This window comes from Acinetobacter sp. ANC 3882 (genome assembly GCF_022549545.1).
Taxonomy (GTDB): domain Bacteria; phylum Pseudomonadota; class Gammaproteobacteria; order Pseudomonadales; family Moraxellaceae; genus Acinetobacter.
The window spans coordinates 1-25,547 of record NZ_JAKZGB010000005.1 but is presented as its reverse complement, the minus strand read 5'-3'; the positions used below and the strand labels follow the sequence as shown (position 1 = coordinate 25,547).

The following is a 25,547-nucleotide window of genomic DNA, read 5'->3' as shown; positions in this document are numbered from 1 at the left end:
CACATGCAGTTATATACCTTTTTATTTCACTTCTCGTAACGGAGCATTACATTTTCATCGCTTTAAATTCTGTACATTCGCCCCTATTATCTGTTTAACGAGAATTGAAGAGATCCACCATGCGTGTAGATATTTGGTCAGATGTGGTCTGTCCGTTTTGTTATATTGGTAAAAAACGTCTTGAACATGTGGCTGAAGAAGCTGGTATTGAGCTAGACATTCACTGGCATAGCTTTGAACTGGACCCAAATGCACCCGCTAAACATGAGACCTCAAATACTGAACGTTTAGCGCAAAAATATGGCCGTAGTTATGCGGAAATGGAAGAAATGGAGCGTAATGTTGCAGCCATGGCAGCAGTAGAAGGCATCGACTTCCAATGGCAAAAAGCCAATTCAGGCAATAGCTTCAATGCACATCGTATTATTCACCTTGCGCAAAGCAAAGGCTTGGGCAATGAAGCGAAAGAAGCTTTTTTCCATGCATATATGACAGAAGGTTTGGCGATTGGCGAACGTGAAGTGGTGGAAGAAATTGCCTCACGGATTGGCCTAGATAATGCTGAAGTTGAGTATGTGCTAGATACCAATGAACTCGCTGATTTTGTTCATCACGATGAACAGATTGCACACGAACAATTGAAAGTGACAGGTGTTCCTTTCTTTGTCTTTGACCAAAAACTTGCTCTTTCAGGTGCTCAACCCCGTGAGATTTTCTTACAGGCGATGCAACAAGCGCAGTCAGAATCAACTGAAGAAATTGAACAAACTGATGCAGCTCAATGTAATGATGATCAATGCGAAATTAAGCCTTAATTTCGCTTGATCAAAAGACCGCTTCCACAAACCTATGGAGGCGGTCTTTTTTATCGTTAATTGTCTTTTATTTCAGTCTTTTATCTTTGAATAAATACCGTTTATCGACAGTCACCATTATTTCAATCGTGACATATTTTCATTTGCTGAGCTTTTCATCAAGGGATATGTGAAAGTGATCACAATTCACGCATAAATTTATAGATAAAGTTTTATCTTATGATCTACTTCTTCGATTCACTATTTTAAAATGTTTTTATTTTCAATGAGAAACCATGACCCATATCTCGATTTGAGCGATACAAATGAGATTTTCTACTAACTTCCCCACTATAGATTTTGCCTCTTTTTCTTCTATAATCGTCATAAAGTGACAATCTTTTTAGACTAAAATGTAAGCATGCATCAATATCACAAATTGTTTGTCACAGGCGTAAAACAGCATACTTTATCCATTATAACCGATTAAAAACTGTTAGAAACTGCTGTCACTTTGTCCTTATTCATGATTTAAAACAGGCTCAAGCCTATCTCTAAGGAAACAATAGATGGACGTATTAGAGAAAGCACTCTTGGTTGATGAGCTCAAAACCCTCGTCGACGGGCTTAATGATGATAAAACATCACTTTTTGAAATTGCTAAATCAAAACAACGCATTAAAGACATCTGCGCATCTTGCGACGATCCTAATTTTCAGGATCAACTTACCCCCTATAAAGAATTTATCCTCAATGAAGAGTTTTCGAGCGATGATTTAGCTCATTATGGCTATGCCATGACTTATCGTGGAACCTATAACTTTATGGGCCGTGTGGAAAATGCCTTGTTTGCTTCGGCTGATATGGGTTGGGCGGCGTTGCGCCAAGCGCAACACTGGCAAGTTTGGGTGATTCGTCCTGCACTATCCTTCCTGAAAAGCCCTTGGCTGAACTCAGCTCAAGATGCCTTGCTATGGCTACAAGAACATGCCAGTGAATATGTTAAAACAGATCATGAGTTACAAAATCTGATTCCAGTTTTAGAGCCGATCCAAACTGCAACCGAGCAACAAGCAACCAGTCAAGACAGCTTATCGATTATTAAAGAACAAACAGCCAAATTTCAGTCACAACTCGATGCAATTATTCAAGAAAAAATTCAACCTGCACACGTGACTCCTTCCATTCAAGCAGCAACACGCGTCAAACCGAGTTTTAGATCAGGTACGCGTCCGTCAGCAAATCTCAATAAGGCAAAACCACTGACACTGAATGATTTTAATTTGGATGGTTTGCTTTGCAAATTGGAGCGGCTAGATCCTCGCACCTTTCCATCTTTGTATCGTGTAGATCTACATAACGAAATTGATCAAAATATAAAAATTGATTGGCTTTATTTAAAAGCCGAAAATGAAGCACAACCGCTTTGGGGATCAGCACAGATTTTCATTGCTGAGCAGCTGTATGCACAAGGCCAATTTTCACATTATGTGGTCTTGGTTGGAACACATAGTGTTGAATACGCAACGACGATTTTACAGGCCTACACCGATCAGCGGCATACCCGAACCAGTTCCATTCATCAAACCAGCTGGAATAATTTTAAACAACATTATCATCAGCATGAAACCTTGTTCAATGAATGCATTATGAATGGCACCTTGGTCTGGCAACGCGATCAACGGGTTTACCCTTATATTCCTGCATCATTTATCAACACACAGAAATTCATTCCCTTTGAGGAAACAGCAGCAACCTTCCTTACCCCTGTGATTTTACTCAGAGAACGTCAGAAGATTCGTGTCATTCACGGATTAGAACGCGTCAAACTATCCAATGAAGATCAAGCTTATCCTTATCTGTTATTAGACCGAGCTGATGGCTATACATGGCAATTGATTCGTCAGGTAATTAGCCGCCTACCGCAACCAATCTCTGTCCATGATCTGTATCAAGCCTTAGAAAATAGTGCCTTGCCAGAATCATCTTAAACTGAGTCAACTACATATTTTTTAGATGCGCTGCCTCAAGCTGTCATTCGAGTATTGGCTGAATTTTTCCAAAAGGACTGGGATCAGCTAATGCAGCTGTATTTCACTAAACCATTATGATTTCTAGCATTTTTACTTGGTTAAATTGCTGCTTTTTGTGTCTAGTGCTTGCTTTTATGGCCTCAATCATCAAAAGTTAACATAAGAACAATATATAAGTCTTCATTATGAACAATTTACAGCAAATGGTACCAATACGTATCTTTTTTGCTTTGTTAACACTTTCGATGGGTACGATCAGTGTGACCAAGGCAGAAACTAATACTCAAACACTGGATCAACAGCCGAATAATGCTGCAAATTCAACGGTACCAAATACTTCGGAAAATGCACTGGACTATATTCCACGTTGGGTCGATGCCACGCCTACTATTTTTCCACAGCAGTCAGATCAAGTCACTGTTCCGCCAACGGCAGAAACAGAAGATAAAACCTGGTTTGACAAAAAGCAGCGTAGTATTCGAGAGTGGACTGATCGTACCTCAGTCAAAATTGATGATTGGTTTGGCGACGTCGATCCTGAAAATCCGGCCTCAGCGACCATTCGAGTGATGCTGGATAACTACTGGAATGAGTATGATAACTATGAAGTTAAACCTCGTATTCGCGGTAAAATTAAATTACCAACCTTAGAGAAAAAAGTCAGTGTGGTATTTGGTGATGACTCGCTCGATGATGAGTTTAAAAATAATGTCGCCAATACCAATAATCAACCCAATCAAGATCCAAATAAAAAATTCGACTCCAGACAAACCCGAGACAGTAACGGTTCCCTCGCCTTACGTTGGTCAAATTTCTCAAAGAAACTTCCTTTTGAAACCGATGCCGATATTGGTATTCGTTCAGGCAGTGATATTTATGCCCGCTTAAGAGCTGAGAAGCACTGGGACCTACGCAATGATTTCCGCTTTAACGCAGAACAAATTTATCGCTATGGCAGTAAAAGTGAAAATTATCTGCGTACTAATTTAGAGTTGATTCATGCACGTCCTAATCAGCCCTTCATCTCCAATCAGTTTAGCCTGACCTATGCAGATAAGCAGGATGATGATCTATGGTGGGATAACCGGACTTTTCGCCAGCATCAGTTCTTTGCCCATAACAACTTCAATTATGGTATCTATACGGGCGGTTACTACAACAATGATCAACTGCGCTTAAATAGTTGGGGGCCATTCGTATCATGGCGACAACCGCTGTGGCGTGAATGGTTCTATGTGCAGGGTGATCTCAATTATTTTAATGATCATCGTGAAAACCGTGATCATTTCGTCAGTACATTTGTCCGTTTGGAAACTTTATTCTAATGTTTGATTAAAATGACTGATGCCCAATTGCATGTGTAATTGGGCATCAGTCATTTCAATTTTTTTTAATCGAGTAAATAAAGCATTAAGCTTAAACTGCTATGCTTATTTTCCTTTATTTTTCCTCACTTTAACATGTATCAACGATACGCTACGGCTGGGTATTTTTTGATGGTAGGCAGCCTCTGCCTCGGTGAACTCCTCACACCCTTCTTTCCAATGCTATTGCCTACAAGCAGGCATTTTACGCGTACGTCACTACATAAAAATGCTGATACTTATCATACACCCCGATCTACAGATGCACTCACTTGTGAGCTCGCCCATGAAAATTATTCTGATCAACTGAATGATGCACAATTGAGTCAGGAATTGATGGCGGTTTTCGGTGATGACTCATTATGGTTACGCGCACAACAACCTCAAGCACTTAAAAAGCTGGGGAAAAATAGCAAACACACGACTCATAAAAATATAAGTACGACCAACCCACTCAGTGCCGGTTGGAGTACTATTTCGAGTTGGTTACCATTTAGCAATGATCTGGACTTAGGTTCAAATTCCAATACGGATGTTTATGTGCAGTTTCTTGCCAAGAAACAATGGCTGCTACCCTCAGGGCTGAATCTGGATACTGCACAAATCTTTCGTTATGGTTCAAGCAGTAAAAACTACACCGAAACCAATTTCAATTTAACGCAGAAATTTCAGCAGCAAAGCTTGTTATCGACACAATTCAATCTGTCCAGAGCCCAAGATGAAGACTATACATGGCGCAATCGCACCTTTCAGAAACTGCATTTGTTATCTAAAGATAATCTTAGTTATGGCATCGTCAGTGAGGGGGAATATGAAAATAAAGAGCTGCGTGTCAATCAATGGGGTCCGTATTTTTCATGGAAACGGCCCATTTGGCGTAACTGGCTGTATATGCAAAATGATCTAAATTATTTAAATGTCCCTGCAGATAAACAGGACAATCATTTTAGTTATCAGATGAGCTTTGAAGCCCACTTCTGAGCAAAAGATCAACACAACTGTGGATAACTTTAAAGTTATCCATACAAATAAAAAAACCCCTACCGAAGTAGAGGTTTTTGGGTCAAATCACTTATTGCAATAACAAGCTATTGATACGTTTTACATAGGCTGCAGGATCTTCTGGTAAGCCGCCTTCAGCAATTACCGCCTGATCAAAGATCACATTGGCCAAATCATCAAACTGTGCAGAGCTTTCTAATTTTTTCACCAATGGATGTTCTGGGTTGATCTCTAAAGTCGGTTTGATTTCTGGCACCGCCTGTCCTGCTTGTTTCAGCATACGGATCAGCTGCGGAGAAAGCTCACCTTCGCTGGTCACTAAACATGCTGGTGAATCCACCAAACGTGTCGTTACACGCACTTCTTTGGTTTTGTCTTTTAACGATGTCGTTAAGCGATCCACCACAGGCTTAAACTGCTCAGCAGCTTGCTCTAGAGCCTTTTTCTCTTCGGCATCCTGTAGATCACCTAGATCGACTGCGCCTTTAGATACGTTTTGTAGTGGCGTACCATCGAACTCAAAGACAAAATTCATTGCCCATTCATCCACACGGTCCGCCATGAGCAACACTTCAATGCCCTTTTTCTTGAAGACTTCAAGTTGTGGCGAGTTTTTCGCAGCCGTTAAACTATCCGCAGTCACATAATAAATCGCTTTCTGCCCTTCTTTCATACGTGCCTTATAGTCGGCAAAAGACGTACTGATTTCATCATTAGTAGAAGTTGCATAACGCAATAACTTCAAGATACGGTCACGATTGCCCGTGTCTTCACCCAGACCTTCTTTCAACACTGAACCAAATTCGGTATAGAAAGTTTTAAATTTCTCTTGGTCTTTCTCATCTTCCGATTTTGCTAAACCATCCAATAGCGTCAACACACGGCGTGCATTACCTTCACGAATGGTTTTTACATCACGGCTTTCTTGTAAAAGTTCACGACTGACGTTCAATGGTAAATCTGCGCTGTCTACCACGCCTTGAACAAAGCGTAAGTAATTTGGAATCAGATTATCCGCTTCATCCAAGATAAATACACGTTTTACATACAGCTTGATACCTGCTTTCGCTTCACGGGTAAATAGATCTTGTTTAGCTTGGCTTGGGATATACAGTAACTGAGTATATTCGGTACTGCCTTCGACGCGGTTATGTGCCCATGCCAAAGGCTCTGCAAAGTCGTGGCTTAGGTTTTTATAGAACTCGATGTATTGTTCATCGCTAATTTCACTCTTGTTACGTGTCCATAACGCACTCGCAGAGTTAATCGCTTCCCACTCATCGGTCTTGACCATTTGACCGCCTTTTGGCTCTTCACCTTCAGCGACTTCTTCCTCTTGCCAGACTTCTTTTTGCATTTCGATTGGCAAGCTAATGTGGTCTGAATACTTATTAATGATTTGTTTAACTTTCCACGACTCTAAATAGTCGAGTGCATCATCACGTAAATGCAAGATGATGTCCGTACCACGGGTTGCTTTCTCAATCGCTTGAACTTCGAACTCACCCGTACCACCACTGATCCAACGCACGCCCTCAGCAGCCTCTGAACCTGCACGGCGTGATTCAACAGTAATCTTATCGGCAACAATAAAACCAGAGTAAAAGCCAACACCGAACTGACCAATTAACTGGGCATCTGATTTTTGGTCGCCTGTCAATTTAGACATAAAGTCTTTGGTGCCAGATTTTGCAATCGTACCTAAGTTATCAATGGCTTCTTGTTGACTCAAGCCAATACCATTATCTGAAATAGTTAAGGTTTTATTGTCTTTATCTAAACTAACGCGAACACGTAGATCTGGATCATTTTCATAATATTCAGGATGGTTAATCCCTTCAAAACGCAACTTATCACAAGCATCTGATGCATTAGAGATCAATTCGCGTAGAAAAATTTCAGGATTCGAATACAGTGAATGCGTCACTAAATGTAATAGCTGCGCAACTTCAGCCTGGAAACTATAATTTTTTGCGACCTGTTCACTCATAAATCACTCCTTATCTGTGCTTATATCTTTGGAATGATTTATGAATGGTGTATATCTTGGATTTTTCAATCCTTCAGCTTTATTTTTCAGCTAAAAATCGTACAAAAATGAAAATTAGAATGGTCCTTGGCTCAAGACACGCGTCTGTAACAGCTGATCAAGTTGCTGTTGTCGTTGTGCATAGGCACGTTTCAAGCAAGGTGTATTTGCACCACAAGAGTTACGTTGCTTTAACCACTTGAACTGCTGATCCTTCTCGGCATCGCGTCCTCCCATCGGTAAAGCATGCAATATAATTTGATAGGTCGTCGCCAGTTTTACATCGGCATCATTCAAGCTACGTTCATTACAAATCTGTTGTTCAGCTTTTAACTTCGCCGCTTTGCAAGAGAAACTCGCCGCCTGAGCCTGAGACAAAAACAATAATGGGGTGAGTAATAATGCTGTACTTATAAATTTTTTCATCATGGATCATTCACTTTTATTTAAGATTATTTCTCAGCATACAAAACTCAAGTGTTGAAGCCTGTATCGGTTTTATTTCAAATTGCAAAAAGAAAAAACCTCACACAAGGTGAGGTTCTTCAATCTTTCATCGACTTAGAATTTGTAGCTATAGCCTAATGTATACACCACAGGATTGAGATCTAAATCAAATTTAGTACCATCGACCAAGGTCACTTCTGGGCTGATGTCTGCATAACGCACATCAACATAAACACCCCAGTTTTTCGCATCGGCTGGCTGGAAGTTAAAGCCTAACTGACCGGCAAAACCAAATGCTTCTTTTACATCTTTCGCAACACCCTTTTCATGCCATGGGATGAATGCTGTACCACCGACACCAATATATGGCGTAAAGCGAGTTGAGTTTTTAAAGTTATATTTCGCGGTAATTGTTGGTGGCAAATGACGAACACTGGCAACTGATTCGCCATTGAGTAAAACATCATGCTTCACTGGTGTTGCCAATAAAATTTCAGCTGAGAATGGCGTTTCACCAAAGAAATATTCTACTGATGGTGTAAAGGCAAATTCATAATCCCCTTTTACAGTTGCACCTGGCTTTAAAGTTACATCCGCAGTTGGATCAATTAAACTCGCACCTACTTTAACTTGAAAGCCCCCTGCAAATGCAGTTGAAGATAACCCCAATAATGCAACAACCAATACTTTCTTTAACATTTAAACAACCTCTTTAACAATTTATGTTCTTGTTCAACATAATAAGCACGGGTTTTTACATTATGCAATACTTATTAATTCCGACCTTTTAAATCTATTTTGTAATATATTGAATATTAATAAAATATAATTGTTAAGATATGTAAAAATTATTAATTCAGACTATTTCAATCAAGTTAAATCACTATAAAACCTAGTATTTTCATCGGAATAAGATATTGCAAAATATCAATTAAAGTTTTTAGAAAAATTAAATTTAGATGAATTTAAAAATATAATCACACAAAACTTAATATTAAAACCACATTATAAAATTAGATTAAAAAAGAGACAAAAAATGTCAAATACTGATATTTTTTATATTTTAATTCTTAAAATAAGCAGCCATAAAAAATGGCTCTTAACGAGCCATTTGTATTATAAAATCATTGCGGCAATCCAGCCAAAAATAAGCAATGGGATATTAAAATGTATAAATGTCGGCACAACTGTATCCCAAATGTGATCATGTTGACCATCTACACCCAAACCCGCTGTTGGTCCTAAAGTCGAATCAGATGCAGGAGATCCAGCATCACCCAATGCCGCAGCGGTACCAATCAGTGCAATCGTTGCCAATGGTGAAAAACCAAACTGTACGCATAAAGGGACGTAAATCACTGCAAGTACAGGTACGCTCGAAAAAGATGAACCAATACCAATCGTCACGAATAAGCCGATAAAGAGCATCAGGAACGCAGCTAATGCATGGTTATCACCAATGATATGCACCACCCCATTGACCAGATGAGTAATGTCACCAGTATGGGTCATCACTGAGGCAAAGCCTGCCGCAGAAATCATGATAAAGCCGACCAGTGCCATCATCCGCATGCCTTGCACGAACACGTCATCAGCATCTTGCCATTTAAAAATACCTGACGCGGACAACACAGCAAAACCAACTAAACCACCGAGAATCATTGAACCTGAATATAATTGTGCAACCAAGGTTAGAGCGATCGCAAGAACAGCCATAAACATGGTCTTCTTGGAGATATAAGGCACATTCTCAGCTTCTTGTTTGAGTTCTTCAGCATCGGCTTTAAGATCATATTCTGCTTGCGTGGTCACTTTCAGCGGCTTGTCTAGGTCAATGGTTTTGACTGGCGTAATTGAACGATCAACATATATACGCGGCTTACGATAGCTAATAAACACCGCAACCAAAGTTCCGATCACCATACCTAAGACAGGAATCGCCATACCCAGTGGCATCATGCCGCGTTCAACATGTAGCCCATACGCTGCACCGATCTTGTTGATATTGCCCATCAGAATCTGTTCAAGGAAGATCGCACCAAAGCCCACCGGTAGGAAAATATAGGTTCCAACCAGACCCAAGGTCATCACACATGCCGCCGCACGACGATCCAGCTTCAAGTGGTTCATCACTTTCAATAAAGGCGGAACTAGAACTGGAATAAAAGCAATATGCACTGGAATCAGGTTTTGAGAGAAAATTGCAGCGATCAGTAGAATAGTTAATAAGAGATATTTCACCTTTTTCTGCTGATTTTTACCTGCTTCCATACCTAATAAACCAATCAGTTTATGGGCAAGCAAATCCGGTAATCCAGATTTTGAAAGTGCCAATGCAAATGCACCTAATACGGCATAAGCCAACGCTACTTCAGCGCCATCGCCTAAGCCAGCATTAAATGCTTCTACAGTTTGAGAAAGACTTAGACCAGCGACCAAGCCTCCAATGATGGCTGAAATCACCAAAGTGAGGACAACAGAAACTCGTGCCAGTGACAGGATAAACATCACGGCAATCGCAATTACGACAGCATTCATGAACAAATTCAGGAGCAAAGAAAAGGCGATATTCTAGCAGATTCATTAAAACCTAGCTGAAAATATCGCCGTATTATCGCTAATCTTAAGTGATTTTTAGCTTAATAAATCCACTAAAGCCTTAAGCAGCTTGACGTTGCACGAATTGACGGATCAGTTCAGCAATTTTTTCTGGTTGGCTCAATACCGCCCAATGGTTGGCATCGAGTTCAACATACTCAAATTTTTCCACCCATTTTGGCATAGATTCAGTAATGTACTCAGTACTGACAAAGGCATCGCGCTGTAATACGATCGCTTGTACAGGACACTGTGCATAGCGTTGGCGCGGCTGAGTTAAAGAGGGAATAAAATTGGCACGATACAAATTAATGCCGTATTTACCATCCGCCACAATATTGGCATTTAAAGGTAAATTTTTCTTTTTTTCCAAACCACTTAAAATCTTGCCCCATTTTTCAGGGCTAAAGAATGTCCATACCGTTGGCGCAACGAAAGGTAAATGGAAAGCACCGATATACCAAGATTTGGTCAGCATTTTCAGTACATTGCTTGGTGCAGATTTAAATTTCTCACGCAGATACAAAGAAGCATGATCCAAACAAGGACCTGAAATCGTCGTATAAGACAATAAACGACCTTTTAATTTTGGTTCAGTCGCTGATTCCCATGACTGCAAAGACCCCCAATCATGCGCTGCCATGTGAAAGTTACGCCCCGGAATCACGGCATCAACCACTTCTTGCAAGTCCAATGACAAACGTGGCAAACGGTAATCTTTGATGCGTTTAGGAATCGAAGACAAACCTGCACCACGCACATCATAAGTCACCACATAGTAATCATTGACGAGTTTTTCAATGATGGGTTCCCACACTTCCTGATTATCAGGATAGCCATGCACTAACACCAAAGGTGTTTTTTTCTCATCACCCCATGTTTTGACACAAAGCGTTTGCTGATCAGACGTCGTTACTGTTTTTACTTGTGCTTGCATAATTCTTTCCCATTTTGTTTTCTATCGGCTTGGTCATAAAACAGCCATTGCCAGCGATGCAATAAAAATGATACTTATGGAGTATGAATAGAGTTGCAAGAAAAAAAATTGACCATGAAAGACTTTTTCAAAAAAATTCGAACCATTCCCGCGATATCGAAATTTATGCTGAATCATTATTCACCTTATCGTGGTGCAGGCATTGAGATTGAAACCATTGATCTAGATGATTATTACATTCGAGTCAAAATGCCCCTGACCAGACACAATCGCAATATTGTGGGAACACATTTTGGTGGTAGTCTGTATTCAATGGTTGACCCTTTTTATATGCTGATTCTGATTCATCATTTGGGGCATAAATATATTGTCTGGGACAAAAGTGCCACCATTAATTTTCTATCACCTGGCCGTAATACCGTGTATGCAGAGATTCAGCTCAGTGCCAATGAAATCACCGAGATTAAACGACTGGCAGAAAATCACGAACCTGTTTTACGTCATTACACCTTAAATATTGTTGATGATGCTGGAACACGAATCGCAGAAGTTGAGAAGGTTCTGTATATCCGTCGGAAAAAGCCCAAAGCCAGTGCTTAGCTTTACGCATATAAAAATGCCTGCAATCATTTGCAGGCATTTTTGAATCTGAAAGGAAGAAATTATCTTTTCTTCTCTTGGATGGCAGCACCAGCACCGCCACCGATAGCACCACCAATTGCAGCACCTGAGTCACCACCGAAGATCGCTTTACCAACAACTGAACCGATACCAGCACCGACAGCACTGCTCGTAGTTGAGCTACTACTACCACCTTTAGCATTTGCGCCTACACCCGCACCCGCAGCTGCGCCTACACCAGCACCTAAGCCACCGCCGACATGGTTACCAACACCGCCACCGACCGCACCACCCAGTGCTGCTGCACCGATACGCTGATCAGAGGCGCTCATATTTTGACAACCTGTAAACATAACCGCCGATAGCACCAAAGTAGAAACTAAACCTATTGTTTTTTTCATGACTATACTCACTCCTATACTTTCTAATAAAAAGCATAATCTTCTTTTATGTGGATTTTGATCACATTGTGTTATCACAATGTCCCAATCGATTGATATTTTGTAAAGGCAGCTGCTTTTAAAAACATTTGAATGAAGATGAAATAAATAAGATCGAGATACCTTTGCTCACGCTGAATGCTTTAAAGAATTAGGATGAATTAAAATTTGGATTGTAAATAAGGTTTTTATTATGGAACTTTTCTCAGCAATGCATTTATGCTCACTGAGAAAAGACAACTTTATTCAATGAAACTGTTCGATGGCTAAAGCTCAAAGAGATAATCAGCCATCGAGCTATTTCTATTCAGGCTTAGTACTTGCCTTTTTTCTCACCATAAGCAGAACCAGCACTACCACCTAGCGCACCACCAACAGCAGCGCCAGAATCACCACCTAATACAGCACCACCAATCACTGCACCTAAGCCAGCACCGATTGCGCTATTACGTGTATTTTTACTATTTGAACCTTTAGCATTTGCAGCAACGCCTGCACCAATTGCAGCACCTAGGCCTGCACCAAGATTACCACCAACGTGCTTACCTACAGCACCACCTGCACCACCGCCAATCGCAGCAGAACCAATACGTTTACTTTCTGGACTCGCGTTCTGGCAACCGACAAACAGGGTTGAAGACATTAAAGCTACACCAGCAATCATCATCATTTTTTTCATTAGAACAACTCCTCTCTCAGATGTGCATAGAATAGTATTCTTTAATGAACTGTTTACTTTGATTAAGTAATCAAATACTGATGCTGTAATGTGTTTTTGTAACAACTGCTCTATTTTTCCACAAAAAAAGGCACCCGAAGGTGCCTTTTTAATTCGTTAAAACTTAGAACTGGTCTGAGTTCAACGCTTGACTAAATGCTTGGTCAACTTCACTGAAATCGTTATGAAGTTCAAATTCAGCAGCTTCTGACTCTTGACGACGACGCTCTAAGTGATACGCAAGACCTGTACCAGCAGGGATCAAGCGACCTACAACAACGTTCTCTTTCAAGCCACGTAAGTCATCTTCTTTACCGGTTACAGCCGCTTCAGTTAACACACGCGTTGTTTCCTGGAACGATGCAGCAGAGATAAATGAGTCAGTAGAAAGCGATGCTTTCGTGATACCCATCAACTGACGTTCAAACTTCGCAGGGAACTTGTTCTGAGCCAAGACTGCTTGGTTCTCTTGAACAACGCGGATGTAATCCACTTGCTCGCCTTTGATGAAGCTTGTATCACCGCCATCAGTGATATCAACTTTACGCAACATTTGACGTACAACAACTTCAATGTGCTTATCGTTGATTTTTACACCTTGGAGACGGTAAACGTCTTGAACTTCGTTCACGATGTAGTTGGTTAATGCAACTTCACCTTTCAAACGCAAGATGTCATGTGGGTTTTGTGGACCATCAGAAATGGTTTCACCACGGTTCACATGTTCACCTTCGAACACGTTAATGGTACGCCATTTTGGAATCAATTCTTCGTAGATCTCAGAACCATCATCTGGAGTAATCACTAAGCGGTTCTTACCTTTGGTCTCTTTACCGAAGCTTACAACACCTGATACTTCTGCAAGAATCGCGTGTTCTTTCGGTTTACGTGCTTCAAATAAATCCGCTACGCGTGGAAGACCACCGGTAATATCACGTGTACGTGAAGTTTCTTGTGGTACACGACCAAGTACATCACCCACACCAATCGTTGCGCCATCGCGAACTGTTACGATCGTATTTTGTGGTAAGAAGTAGAATTGTTCGCCACCATCTGTTGTATCCAACACAATTGCAGGACGTAAATCTTTACCAGAAGCAGGACGAGCTGTTACAGGTAAGATTTCAACAGTGGTCATACCTGTTGCATCATCTGTCTTAGAGGTTGCAGTTACACCATCAGCGATTTGGCTGAAACGTGCTTTACCAGCAACTTCGGTAACAAGTGGATGTGTATGTGGATCCCAAGTCGCCACGATACCGCCCGCTTCTACAGCTTCACCATCTTTCAACAAGATGCTTGCACCGTAAGGAAGTTTATAGCGCTCACGCTCACGACCTAAATCATCCGCAATACCAATTTCACCTGAACGTGAAACTGACACTAAGTGACCTTTGGCATGTTGTACAGTTTTCACGTTGTGGAAACGTACAGTACCTTTATTACGTACTTGAACACTGTTTGCAGCAGACGTTCGGCTTGCAGCACCACCCACGTGGAAGGTACGCATTGTTAACTGTGTACCTGGCTCACCAATTGACTGTGCAGCCATTACACCGACTGATTCACCTGGGTTCACCAAGTGACCACGTGCAAGGTCACGACCATAACAACGCGCACATACACCGAATGTTGATTCACATGCGATGACTGAACGTACTTTAACTTCATCGACACCAGCTTCTTCAAGCTCAGCAGCAATTTTCTCGTCAATTAACGTACCGCGTGGAAGTACAACTTCATCATCAGATGCACGACGTACATCTTCAGCAGTTACACGACCCAATACGCGATCGCGTAACGGTTCAATAACGTCACCACCTTGAATGAATGGTGTCATCACTAAACCACCAGCTGTACCACAGTCAGATTCAGTAATGACCAAATCTTGTGCTACGTCTACAAGACGACGAGTCAAGTAACCAGAGTTCGCTGTTTTCAATGCGGTATCGGCCAAACCTTTACGCGCACCGTGTGTTGAAATGAAGTACTGAAGTACGGTCAAACCTTCACGGAAGTTTGCTTTAATCGGAGTTTCAATGATCGAACCATCTGGTTTCGCCATCAAACCACGCATACCAGCAAGCTGACGGATCTGCGCCGCACTACCACGGGCACCCGAGTCAGACATCATATAAATCGAGTTGAATGATTTCTGTTTCTCATCTTCACCTTGTTTGTTTTTCACAAGGGTATAAGACAAGTTATCCATCATCGCTTTCGCAACTTGGTCGTTGGTACGCGCCCAAATATCGACAACTTTGTTATAGCGTTCACCAGCAGTTACGAAACCTTGTTCAAACTGTTGTTCGATTTCACGAACTTCTGTTTCAGCTTTGTCGATAATCGTGTGCTTATTTGGTGGAATAAGCATGTCTTCCATACCAACAGATACACCTGAACGCGTCGCTTGACGGAAGCCCAAATACATCAATTGGTCAGCGAAGATAACTGTATCTTTCAAACCAAGTTTACGGTAGCAAGAGTTGATTAACTTAGAGATGTTTTTCTTGGTCATCTCAAGGTTGATCGATTCAAAGCTTAAACCTTGTGGAACAACTTCCCACAACAAGCAACGACCAGGTGTTGTATCAACAATAATAGTTTGCTTTTCACGCTGACCATTTTCATCGATCACAGTTTGGTGTACACGTACTTTTACACGTGCATGGATCGCAACTTTACCTGTCGCTAACGCACGGTTAACTTCGTGTGTATCCGCAAACACCATGCCTTCACCTTTGGCATTTACCGCATCACGAGTGATGTAGTAAAGACCCAAGACAACGTCCTGAGAAGGAACGATGATTGGCTCACCATTGGCAGGTGACAAGATGTTGTTGGTTGACATCATCAAGGCACGTGCTTCTAACTGTGCTTCAAGTGTCAATGGAACGTGTACCGCCATTTGGTCACCATCGAAGTCAGCGTTAAACGCAGCACATACGAGTGGGTGAAGACGAATCGCTTTACCTTCAATCAAAATAGGTTCAAATGCTTGAAGACCTAAACGGTGAAGTGTTGGCGCACGGTTCAACATTACTGGATGTTGACGAATCACAGATGCAAGAACGTCCCAAACTTCTGGAGTTTCACGCTCAACCATTTTCTTCGCAGCTTTAATGGTTGTTGCCTGACCTGAAGCTTGTAGTTTAGCGAAAATGAATGGCTTGAAGAGTTCAAGTGCCATCTTCTTCGGAAGACCACATTGGTGAAGACGTAAAGTAGGACCTACGGTAATTACTGAACGACCTGAATAGTCAACACGCTTACCAAGTAAGTTTTGACGGAAACGACCTTGTTTACCTTTGATCATATCTGCCAAAGATTTCAACGGACGTTTGTTCGAACCAGTAATTGCACGACCACGACGACCGTTATCAAGCAATGCATCAACAGACTCTTGTAACATACGTTTTTCGTTACGTACGATAATGTCTGGTGCAGCCAAGTCGAGAAGACGTTTTAAACGGTTGTTACGGTTAATCACACGACGATATAAATCGTTCAAGTCTGAAGTCGCGAAACGACCACCTTCAAGTGGTACAAGCGGACGTAAGTCTGGTGGAAGTACTGGAAGTACATTCATCACCATCCATTCAGGCTTGTTGTTTGAATCTTTGAAAGCTTCCATCAATTTCAAACGCTTAGACGATTTCTTAAGTTTCGTCTCAGAGGTTGTTTGAGGAATCTCTTCGCGTAAACGCGCAATTTCAGCTTCAAGATCGATATCTTTTAATAGATCCTGAATCGCTTCTGCACCCATCTTCGCAGTGAATTCATCACCGTGTTCTTCAAGTGCATTGTAGTATTCTTCGTCTGTTAGAAGTTGATACTTTTCAAACGGAGTCATACCAGGATCTGTAACAACATAAGATTCGAAATACAATACGCGTTCGATATCACGTAATGTCATATCAAGAAGCAAACCGATACGGCTCGGTAATGATTTCAAGAACCAAATGTGTGCAACTGGAGATGCAAGTTCGATGTGACCCATACGCTCACGACGAACTTTGGCAGTTGTTACTTCAACGCCACATTTTTCACAAATGACACCTTTGTATTTCATACGCTTGTATTTACCACACAAGCATTCGTAATCTTTTACTGGACCAAAAATTTTGGCACAGAACAAACCGTCACGTTCAGGTTTAAAAGTACGGTAGTTAATGGTTTCAGGCTTTTTAACTTCACCGTGAGACCATGACTTAATCATCTCTGGCGACGCAAGACCAATACGGATACGGTCAAATTCAACAGGTGCATGACCTTCTGAATCCGGTTTCTTACGCATGATATCGAGCAAGTCTTTCAATTTTTTTCTCCGTGTGTCGAGGAGCTAAGCTCACTCGACTGGGTCACAAATATTGTTTTCACTGAAATTTGGGAATATCTAATCCCCCTAAATCCCCCTTTATAAAGGGGGACTTTCTCCCCTCTTTCTCAAAGAGGGGTTGGGGGAGATTTTTTAGTCACCATTTTTCAGTTCAATGTTGATACCTAAAGAACGGATCTCTTTGGTCAATACGTTGAACGATTCAGGCATACCCGGATCCATATAATGGTTACCATCTACAATATTCTTATAGATGCGTGTACGGCCTTCGACGTCATCCGACTTCACAGTGAGCATTTCTTGAAGTGTATATGCGGCACCGTATGCTTCAAGTGCCCATACTTCCATCTCACCAAAACGCTGACCACCGAATTGTGCTTTACCACCAAGCGGCTGTTGAGTAACAAGTGAGTAAGAACCTGTTGAACGTGCATGCATCTTGTCATCAACCAAGTGGTTCAATTTGAGCATGTACATGTAACCTACAGTTACAGGACGATCAAACTGTTCACCTGTACGTCCGTCAAACAATACCGTTTGACCAGTACGTGAAATGTCAGCCAATTCAAGTAAGTCTTTGATTTGGCTTTCTTCAGCACCGTCAAATACAGGTGTTGCCAATGGAACACCAGCACGCAAGTTACCTGAAAGTGCCAAGACTTCTGCATCAGTTAAGCTATCAAGCTCTTCTTGCTCGCCACCCACCTTGTTATAAATCTTGTCTAAGAATTCACGCAGTTCAATCACTGTACGTTGTTCTTTCAACATTTTTTCGATTTTATCGCCAAGACCTTTAGCAGCCATACCCAAGTGAGTCTCAAGAATCTGACCCACGTTCATACGTGAAGGTACGCCCAACGGGTTCAATACGATATCAACTGGTACACCATTGGCATCATGCGGCATGTCTTCAACTGGTAAGATGTTTGATACAACACCTTTGTTACCGTGACGACCCGCCATCTTATCACCAGGCTGGATACGACGTTTAACAGCGAGGTAAACCTTAACAACTTTCAATACGCCAGTTGTTAATTCATCACCTGTAGAAAGTTTACGTTTCTTCTCAGCAAACTTCTCATCAATTTCGTAACTCTTCTCTTTCAAGAAGACTTGAATTTGAGTTAAACGCTCAGCAATTGCTTCATCAGTCGGTTGGATTTCAAGTAAATCAACCAGCTCTAAACCAGACAATACATCTGCAGAAAGTTTATCGCCACGCTTAGTTGAACCACCACCGTTAGACTCTTGACCAGTCAACAAACGAACAATACGTTCACGTGCTGCTTCTTCGAAGATTTTATATTCTTCTTTCAAGTCTTTACGGTATGCATCAAGCTGAGCTTTCTCAATTGCTTGCGCACGTTCATCTTTTTCCAAACCATCACGCGTGAAGACTTGAACGTCAATGACGGTACCTTTAGTACCAGACGGAACGCGTAAAGAAGAGTCTTTAACGTCAGCTGCTTTTTCACCAAAGATTGCGCGAAGTAATTTTTCTTCAGGTGTTAACTGAGTTTCACCTTTAGGCGTTACTTTACCAACTAGAATGTCACCGGCAGTAACTTCAGCACCGATATAAACAATACCAGACTCATCCAACTTAGACAGTGCAGCTTCACCAACGTTAGGAATATCGGCAGTAATTTCTTCTGCACCTAACTTAGTATCACGCGCTACACATGACAATTCTTGAATGTGAATCGACGTTAAACGGTCTTCTTGAAGCACACGCTCAGAAAGTAAGATCGAGTCTTCGTAGTTATAACCGTTCCATGTCATGAACGCGACGCGCATGTTTTGACCAAGCGCAAGTTCACCCATATCAGTCGATGGACCATCAGCCAAGATATCGCCACGAGCAACTTTGTCGCCCAAGTTTACGATAACGTTTTGGTTAATACATGTATTTTGGTTTGAACGTGTATATTTGATCAGGTTGTAGATATCTACACCTGCTTCACCCGCGATCATTTCATCTTCGTTTACACGAATAACGATACGAGATGCATCTACATATTCAATCGCACCACCACGGTCTGCAATCACACACACACCTGAGTCACGTGCTACGTTTGCTTCCATACCTGTACCAACAAGCGGCTTGTCAGCACGTAAGGTCGGAACAGCCTGACGTTGCATGTTTGAACCCATCAATGCACGGTTCGCATCATCGTGTTCAAGGAATGGAATCAGTGACGCAGCAACAGAAACAACCTGCTGAGCAGAAACGTCCATATGCGTTACGCGCTCAGGCGACATACGAACGAAGTCACCCTGATGACGTACCGAAACCATTTCTTCAGTTAAAGTACCATCTTTATCTACTGCAGAATCGGCCTGTGCAATGACAGTACCTACTTCTTCAATCGCAGATAAATATTCAACTGTATCTGTTACACGACCATCTACAACTTTACGGTATGGTGTTTCCAAGAAACCGAAGTCATTCGCTTTTGCGTACACAGAAAGCGAGTTGATCAAACCAATGTTTGGACCTTCAGGCGTTTCAATTGGACATACACGACCGTAGTGAGTTTGATGTACGTCACGTACTTCAAAGCCCGCACGCTCACGTGTCAAACCACCAGGACCAAGCGCAGATACACGACGTTTATGTGTAATCTCAGACAATGGGTTGTTTTGGTCCATGAACTGAGACAATTGGCTTGAACCAAAGAATTCTTTGATTGCAGCAGCAACTGGTTTTGCGTTGATTAAATCTTGTGGAGACAAGTTATCAGTTTCTGCTTGGCTTAAACGCTCTTTAACAGCACGTTCAACACGAACTAAACCAACACGGAATTGGTTTTCTGTCATTTCACCAACAGAACGTACACGACGGTTACCCAAGTGATCGATATCGTCGACTTCACCCTTACCGTTACGGATCTCAACCAATGTACGCAGTACATCGATGATATCTTCGTGCGATAAAATACCTTCAACTTCACGAGACTTCTGGTCTGTACCCACTTCGTAAGGACGACCCAAACGACGGTTGAACTTCATACGACCTACTGGAGAAAGGTCATAACGCTCAGAAGAGAAGAACAAGTTGTTGAATAAGTTTTCAGCAGCTTCTTTCGTTGGTGGCTCGCCTGGACGCATTACTTTATAGATTTCGACAAGCGCTTCTTCACGGCCTGTTGTTGTATCTGCACGTAATGTATCTGCAACGAAAGAACCACGATCGATGTCGTTAGTGAACAGGATGTTAAACTGCTTAACACCACCTTCTGCTAACTTCACCATCACTTCATGGCTAAGTACGGTATTCGCAGGAATTACATCACCGTCTTTTAACTTGATGTCTTCAGCAGTAATACGCTCATATAAATATTCATCAGGTACAGAAAGCTTCGCTAAGTTCGCAGCTTCCATTTGACGTACATGACGCGCATTAATACGTTTACCTTGTTCAACGATTGCTTTGCCATCATTGTCCAAGATATCAAATTGCGCCATTTCACCACGTAAGCGGTCTGGAACGAGGTCAATTTGATAGCTACCCATATCAAGATATACAGGTACTTTTTCGTAGAACAAATTCAAGATTTGTTCATTGCTATAATTTAAAGCACGTAAAATGACTGTCGCCAATAGTTTACGACGACGGTCAATACGTACGAATACCAAATCTTTAGCATCAAATTCGAAATCTAACCATGAACCACGGTAAGGGATAATACGTGCTGAATACAACACTTTACCGCTTGAGTGGGTTTTACCCTTGTCATGGTCGAAGAATACACCTGGTGAACGGTGTAATTGAGATACGATTACACGCTCAGTACCGTTGATAACGAATGTACCGTTATCTGTCATGAGTGGCATTTCACCCATGTAAACTTCTTGTTCACGAACGTCTTTAATTGACTTCGTTTCGCGATCTTTAATGATCAAACGAATTTTTACGCGCATTGGTGCCGCATAAGTTGAACCACGTAAAATACATTCACGCACGTCAAACTCTGGCTTACCAAGACTATACTCAACAAATTCTAAAGCAGCATTGCCAGAATAACTTTCAATAGGAAAAACTGAACGAAATGCGGCTTGGAGACCGATATCTTCGCGATTTTTTGGAGTTTTACCACCTTGTAAGAAAGTACGGTACGAATCGACCTGAATCGAAAGTAAGTACGGTGCTTCCATTACGTGGGGCAATTTACCAAAATTCTTACGAATCCGTTTCTTTTCGGTATATGAGTATGCCATCTGGAGTCCTCGGAAAGTAAACTAAACCCGCCTGCAGAACGGGTTTAGAAGGAATTACGCAGGCCGATATGGCCACCACTGTTTACAAATGCTGCAATTTTTAGTGGTATTAAAACGCTTAACAATATTTTTATAAGCAAAAAAATATTGGTAAGCGTTTGATATTATGTTGTTTGTTTGAATTTTATGCGTAAAAAACGCAAAACTAACAAAAAACGAGCCGATTATTGTAACGCAAAAAGGCTGATGACCCAAGAGCCATCAGCCATTTTTTGGAGCCGATTTTCAAAAAATCGACTCCCTACAGAATTACTTAAGTGTAACTGTAGCACCAGCTTCTTCAAGCTTCTTCTTAAGCTCTTCGCCTTCTTCTTTAGAAACGCCTTCTTTAAGAACTGCAGGAGCGCCTTCAACAAGATCTTTAGCTTCTTTAAGACCAAGGCCAGTAGCTTCACGAACTGCTTTAATTACAGCAACTTTGTTAGCACCGAAAGAAGTCAACTCTACGTTGAATTCAGTTTGTTCTTCAACAGCAGCAGCAGCTGGACCAGCAGCAACAGCTACAGCAGCAGCAGATACGTTGAATTTTTCTTCGAAAGCAGAAATAAGTTCAACAAGTTCAAGAACAGTTTTTTCAGCAACTGCGTTTAAGATTTCTTCGTTTGTTAAAGCCATGAGAGTAACTCCAAATGGATATTGAATGGTGTGAAAGTAGATTTAAGCTTAAGCAGCTTCTGACCCGTTTTTCTCTTGAAGCGCTGTAAGTAAGCGACCCAATTTCGAAATAGGAGCTTGAAGAACAGAGGCAAGCATAGTAAGCGCTTTTTCTTGGTTCGGAAGATTCGCGATAACGCTAACGTCAGCACCTTGATAAAGTTTGCCTTCAAATGCAGCAGCCTTTAATTCAAATGCTTTATTAGTTTTAGCAAATTCTTCGAACAAGCGTGCAGCTGCACCCATGTCATCTTCAGAAGTTGAGAATGCTAAGATTGTTGGACCAACAAGGTCATCATTCAAGATAGCGAATGGCGTATCTTGAAGAGCGCGTTTAGCTAAAGTATTACGTACAACACGTGTAGCAACACCTAGTTTACGAGCTTCAACACGAAGAGCAGTTAATTGCTCAACGGTTAAACCTTGGTAGTCAGCAACAACGGCAGCGAACGCTGTAGAAGCAATTTCACTTACTTCAGCAACGATCTGTTTTTTGTCTTCGATAAGAAGAGCCATTGTAAAACCTCCTAACGGTGATTTATGCACTCATACGAGCACACTCCCAATTCGTAAGCCTTATTCAGACTTACACGCGGAGGAGCAACAAATCACACCACCGCGTCTACTCAGACTGGGTTATTAAGAAGATTTTCTAAAAAGAATCACTTCGCCTGAGGTCTTTGACGCTGATAAACATTCATTTATCAATTCAAAGTTTGCTTAGATTTTTTCAACGAAAAATCTAAGGCTTCAAAATTCTTTCTAATTACTTAGAAACGTTGCTTACGTCAACGATCAAACCAGGGCCCATAGTAGAGCTCAAAGTGATCTTTTTAACGTATACACCTTTAGAAGTTGCAGGCTTTAACTTTTTCAAGTCTGCAATTAAAGTTTCAACGTTTTGACGTACAGCTTCTTCGCTAAAGCCAAGTTGGCCGATCGCAGCGTGGATGATACCCGCTTTGTCTACACGGTAACGTGCTTGACCAGATTTAGCATTCTTAACCGCGTTAGCAACATCAGGAGTTACTGTACCCACTTTAGGGTTTGGCATTAAGCCACGTGGACCAAGAATTGTACCAAGCTTACCAACAACGCGCATTGCATCAGGAGCAGCAATCACTACGTCGAAATCAAGGTTTCCACCTTGAATGCTTTCAGCAAGGTCATCAAAACCAACGATATCAGCACCAGCAGCTTTCGCAGCTTCTGCAGCAGCACCTTGAGCAAATACTGCAACACGTACAGTTTTACCAGTACCCGCAGGTAAAGTTGTAGCACCACGAACAACCTGATCAGATTTACGTGGGTCTACACCAAGGTTTACCGAGATATCTAAAGATTCTTTGAACTTCGCAGCTGGAAGGCTGTTAAGAACTTGTACTGCTTCTTCCAAAGTGTAAACTTTGTTTGCTTCAACAGCAGCAGCAATGGCTTTCTGACGTTTAGTTAACTTTGCCATGTCTTATAGCTCCACTTCCAAGCCCATAGAACGTGCAGAACCAGCGATGGTACGAACACGAGCGTCTAAATCAGCACCAGTTAAGTCTGGTTCTTTAGTAGTCGCAATTTCTTCTAACTGAGCACGAGTCAACTTACCAACTTTAGTTTTGTTCGGTACAGAAGAACCCTTTTGAATACCAGCAGCTTTCTTAAGAAGAATAGATGCAGGCGGAGTTTTCATGATGAAAGTGAACGACTTATCGTTGTACACAGTGATCACGACAGGAATTGGCAAACCAACTTCAAGTTTTTGTGTAGCAGCATTGAATTCTTTACAGAATGCCATGATGTTTACACCACGTTGACCTAAAGCAGGACCAATTGGTGGAGATGGATTTGCTTTACCAGCTGGGACTTGCAGCTTGATATAGCCGTCAATCTTCTTAGCCATTGAAAATTACCTCTGGGTACAGACGCCGTTAGGCTCCCCAAAAATTAAACAACACCGAAGTGTTAGAACAACAATGCCCGATCAAATCGGGCGCTTCTCAACCTATTCAGATTAAACCGTTTTTTCGACTTGTCGAAACTCGAGTTCAACCTGAGTTGGTCGATTAAATACATTAATCGTCAACGTTAAACGTGACTTTTCGTATAGTACTTCCTCCACGACCCCTTTAAAGTCAGTGAACGGACCATCTATAACGAGCAATTCTTCACCAGGTTCAAACATCGTCTTAGGACGAGGTGCTTCACCTGTATTACGTACACGAGCAAGGATCGCGTCAGCTTCACGTTGTGAAATCGGTGCTGGTTTCTCTGGTGTACCACCAATAAAACCAAGAACCTTTGGACACTCTTTTACGATGTGCCAAGTATCATCATTCATTTCCATTTCGACTAACACATAGCCAGGAAAGAATTTACGTTCAGACTTGCGCTTCTTACCATCCTTCATTTCCACTACTTCTTCAGTAGGGACAAGGACTTCACCAAAGCTTTCAGCAACAGTACTACGCTGAATTCGATCATTAAGCGAACGCATCACTTGTTTTTCAAAGCCCGAATAGGCATGAATAATATACCAACGTTTCATCGCGTTCTTACCCAATAATTAACTTAATAAACCAACCTAAGCCGTAGTCGAAACACCATAAAACCAATGATGCAACAAGTACAACCAAAAGAACTTGCCACGATGTCGTGATCGTCTCTTGTTTTGTTGGCCAGGTCACTCGACGCAGTTCAATTCGCGCGTCTTGTAATAAACGCACAAAGCCTTTGCCTTGATGGGTGGCGTATAATAAACCTAAAGCGACTACGACACAAGCCAAAATCACCCCAACGCGCACCCAAATATCATTTGCGGGTGCCCAATAGGCAGGTAAATGCTGATTTACCAATGCTGAACCGACCAATAAAGCTATAGCAATCAACCACAAGACAACATCAAGCGGTGAACCAGAACTTACAACTTCTGCAACATTATTTCTTTGAGGGATTGGCGCGTCGCTTAATGCGTCACGCGATTTATCATTCGACATTTTTTTACTCGTCGTAGAATTCGCGACTTATTATATGACAACTTAGCCAGAATTAAGCTTTTTTATTTAAAAAAAGTGGCAGGCCAGGAGGGACTCGAACCCCCAACATTCGGTTTTGGAGACCGACGCTCTACCAATTGAACTACTGACCTAACGTACAAATCGAAAGCCGAAGCTTTCGATTTGGGTGTAACACACGGTATTGGGCTTATGCAGTTACTTTAGCAACAACACCAGCGCCTACAGTACGACCACCTTCACGGATCGCAAAACGTAGACCTGGGTCCATTGCGATCGGGTGAA

Annotated in this window: 20 protein-coding genes, 1 tRNA gene and 1 pseudogene; 5 read left to right on the top strand and 17 right to left on the bottom strand. The window is 41.7% G+C overall.

Annotated elements, in window-relative coordinates; genetic code table 11:
• Positions 1-119: 119 nt before the first annotated feature.
• The 4 genes from MMO42_RS10985 to MMO42_RS10970 all read left to right on the top strand — a co-directional run bounded on the left by MMO42_RS10985 (position 120) and on the right by MMO42_RS10970 (position 5,172).
• Complete coding sequence (locus tag MMO42_RS10985; RefSeq protein WP_241320549.1) at positions 120-815, top strand: DsbA family oxidoreductase; 696 nt, start codon at positions 120-122, stop codon at positions 813-815.
• A gap of 548 nt (positions 816-1,363) precedes the next feature.
• Positions 1,364-2,785 (top strand): hypothetical protein, encoded by a 1,422-nt coding sequence (locus tag MMO42_RS10980; RefSeq protein WP_241320548.1) that lies wholly within the window; start codon positions 1,364-1,366, stop codon positions 2,783-2,785.
• A 227-nt stretch (positions 2,786-3,012) separates the two neighbouring features.
• Positions 3,013-4,152, top strand: a complete 1,140-nt coding sequence (locus MMO42_RS10975) for a hypothetical protein (protein ID WP_241320547.1) — start codon at positions 3,013-3,015, stop codon at positions 4,150-4,152.
• Positions 4,153-4,287: 135 nt separating this feature from the next.
• Positions 4,288-5,172 carry a selenocysteine synthase gene (locus tag MMO42_RS10970; RefSeq protein ID WP_241320546.1) on the top strand — a complete coding sequence of 295 codons (885 nt, stop codon included), beginning with the start codon at positions 4,288-4,290 and terminating at the stop codon, positions 5,170-5,172.
• A gap of 91 nt (positions 5,173-5,263) precedes the next feature.
• Here MMO42_RS10970 and htpG read toward each other — a convergent pair whose 3' ends face one another.
• The 5 genes from htpG to MMO42_RS10945 all read right to left on the bottom strand — a co-directional run bounded on the left by htpG (position 5,264) and on the right by MMO42_RS10945 (position 11,204).
• Positions 5,264-7,183, bottom strand: a complete 1,920-nt coding sequence (htpG, locus tag MMO42_RS10965) for a molecular chaperone HtpG (RefSeq protein ID WP_241320545.1) — start codon at positions 7,181-7,183, stop codon at positions 5,264-5,266.
• Between the two features lie 114 nt (positions 7,184-7,297).
• Positions 7,298-7,648 (bottom strand): hypothetical protein, encoded by a 351-nt coding sequence (locus MMO42_RS10960; RefSeq protein ID WP_032862714.1) that lies wholly within the window; start codon positions 7,646-7,648, stop codon positions 7,298-7,300.
• A gap of 135 nt (positions 7,649-7,783) precedes the next feature.
• Positions 7,784-8,368 (bottom strand): OmpW family outer membrane protein, encoded by a 585-nt coding sequence (locus tag MMO42_RS10955; protein ID WP_151715598.1) that lies wholly within the window; start codon positions 8,366-8,368, stop codon positions 7,784-7,786.
• 417 nt (positions 8,369-8,785) lie between these two features.
• On the bottom strand, positions 8,786-10,207 hold the full coding sequence (locus MMO42_RS10950; protein WP_005291365.1) for a Na+/H+ antiporter family protein: 1,422 nt from the start codon (positions 10,205-10,207) through the stop codon (positions 8,786-8,788).
• Positions 10,208-10,328: 121 nt separating this feature from the next.
• Positions 10,329-11,204 carry an alpha/beta fold hydrolase gene (locus MMO42_RS10945; RefSeq protein ID WP_005291363.1) on the bottom strand — a complete coding sequence of 292 codons (876 nt, stop codon included), beginning with the start codon at positions 11,202-11,204 and terminating at the stop codon, positions 10,329-10,331.
• 114 nt (positions 11,205-11,318) lie between these two features.
• Between MMO42_RS10945 and MMO42_RS10940 the strand changes: the two genes are divergently transcribed.
• Positions 11,319-11,804 carry a DUF4442 domain-containing protein gene (locus MMO42_RS10940; RefSeq protein ID WP_241320678.1) on the top strand — a complete coding sequence of 162 codons (486 nt, stop codon included), beginning with the start codon at positions 11,319-11,321 and terminating at the stop codon, positions 11,802-11,804.
• A 62-nt stretch (positions 11,805-11,866) separates the two neighbouring features.
• On the opposite strand, the gene MMO42_RS10935 is transcribed toward MMO42_RS10940, so the two are convergent.
• From MMO42_RS10935 to MMO42_RS10880, 12 genes and pseudogenes are all read right to left on the bottom strand, one after another.
• Positions 11,867-12,226: a hypothetical protein gene (locus MMO42_RS10935; RefSeq protein WP_005291359.1), complete on the bottom strand. Its 360-nt coding sequence runs from the start codon at positions 12,224-12,226 to the stop codon at positions 11,867-11,869.
• Between the two features lie 352 nt (positions 12,227-12,578).
• Positions 12,579-12,944, bottom strand: a complete 366-nt coding sequence (locus tag MMO42_RS10930; RefSeq protein WP_005200545.1) for a hypothetical protein — start codon at positions 12,942-12,944, stop codon at positions 12,579-12,581.
• A gap of 163 nt (positions 12,945-13,107) precedes the next feature.
• Positions 13,108-17,301 (bottom strand): DNA-directed RNA polymerase subunit beta', encoded by a 4,194-nt coding sequence (rpoC, locus tag MMO42_RS10925; protein WP_005191871.1) that lies wholly within the window; start codon positions 17,299-17,301, stop codon positions 13,108-13,110.
• Positions 17,302-17,454: 153 nt separating this feature from the next.
• Positions 17,455-21,543 carry a DNA-directed RNA polymerase subunit beta gene (gene rpoB / locus MMO42_RS10920; protein ID WP_241320544.1) on the bottom strand — a complete coding sequence of 1,363 codons (4,089 nt, stop codon included), beginning with the start codon at positions 21,541-21,543 and terminating at the stop codon, positions 17,455-17,457.
• Between the two features lie 309 nt (positions 21,544-21,852).
• Positions 21,853-22,218: a 50S ribosomal protein L7/L12 gene (gene rplL / locus MMO42_RS10915; protein WP_004802232.1), complete on the bottom strand. Its 366-nt coding sequence runs from the start codon at positions 22,216-22,218 to the stop codon at positions 21,853-21,855.
• A 48-nt stretch (positions 22,219-22,266) separates the two neighbouring features.
• A complete protein-coding gene (gene rplJ / locus MMO42_RS10910) occupies positions 22,267-22,773 on the bottom strand; it encodes a 50S ribosomal protein L10 (RefSeq protein ID WP_004802230.1) in 507 nt (168 codons plus the stop codon).
• Positions 22,774-23,023: 250 nt separating this feature from the next.
• Positions 23,024-23,719, bottom strand: a complete 696-nt coding sequence (rplA, locus tag MMO42_RS10905; protein ID WP_005210094.1) for a 50S ribosomal protein L1 — start codon at positions 23,717-23,719, stop codon at positions 23,024-23,026.
• Between the two features lie 3 nt (positions 23,720-23,722).
• A complete protein-coding gene (gene rplK / locus MMO42_RS10900; protein WP_004637639.1) occupies positions 23,723-24,151 on the bottom strand; it encodes a 50S ribosomal protein L11 in 429 nt (142 codons plus the stop codon).
• Between the two features lie 111 nt (positions 24,152-24,262).
• The gene (nusG, locus tag MMO42_RS10895) at positions 24,263-24,796 is read right to left on the bottom strand and encodes a transcription termination/antitermination protein NusG (RefSeq protein WP_005154809.1); all 534 of its coding nucleotides are present in this window, start codon (positions 24,794-24,796) and stop codon (positions 24,263-24,265) included.
• A 7-nt stretch (positions 24,797-24,803) separates the two neighbouring features.
• Positions 24,804-25,244 carry a preprotein translocase subunit SecE gene (gene secE, locus MMO42_RS10890; protein WP_004802225.1) on the bottom strand — a complete coding sequence of 147 codons (441 nt, stop codon included), beginning with the start codon at positions 25,242-25,244 and terminating at the stop codon, positions 24,804-24,806.
• 76 nt (positions 25,245-25,320) lie between these two features.
• Positions 25,321-25,396: transfer RNA gene (locus MMO42_RS10885), tRNA-Trp, on the bottom strand.
• 56 nt (positions 25,397-25,452) lie between these two features.
• A pseudogene (locus MMO42_RS10880) lies at positions 25,453-25,547 on the bottom strand (elongation factor Tu); the annotation flags it as partial.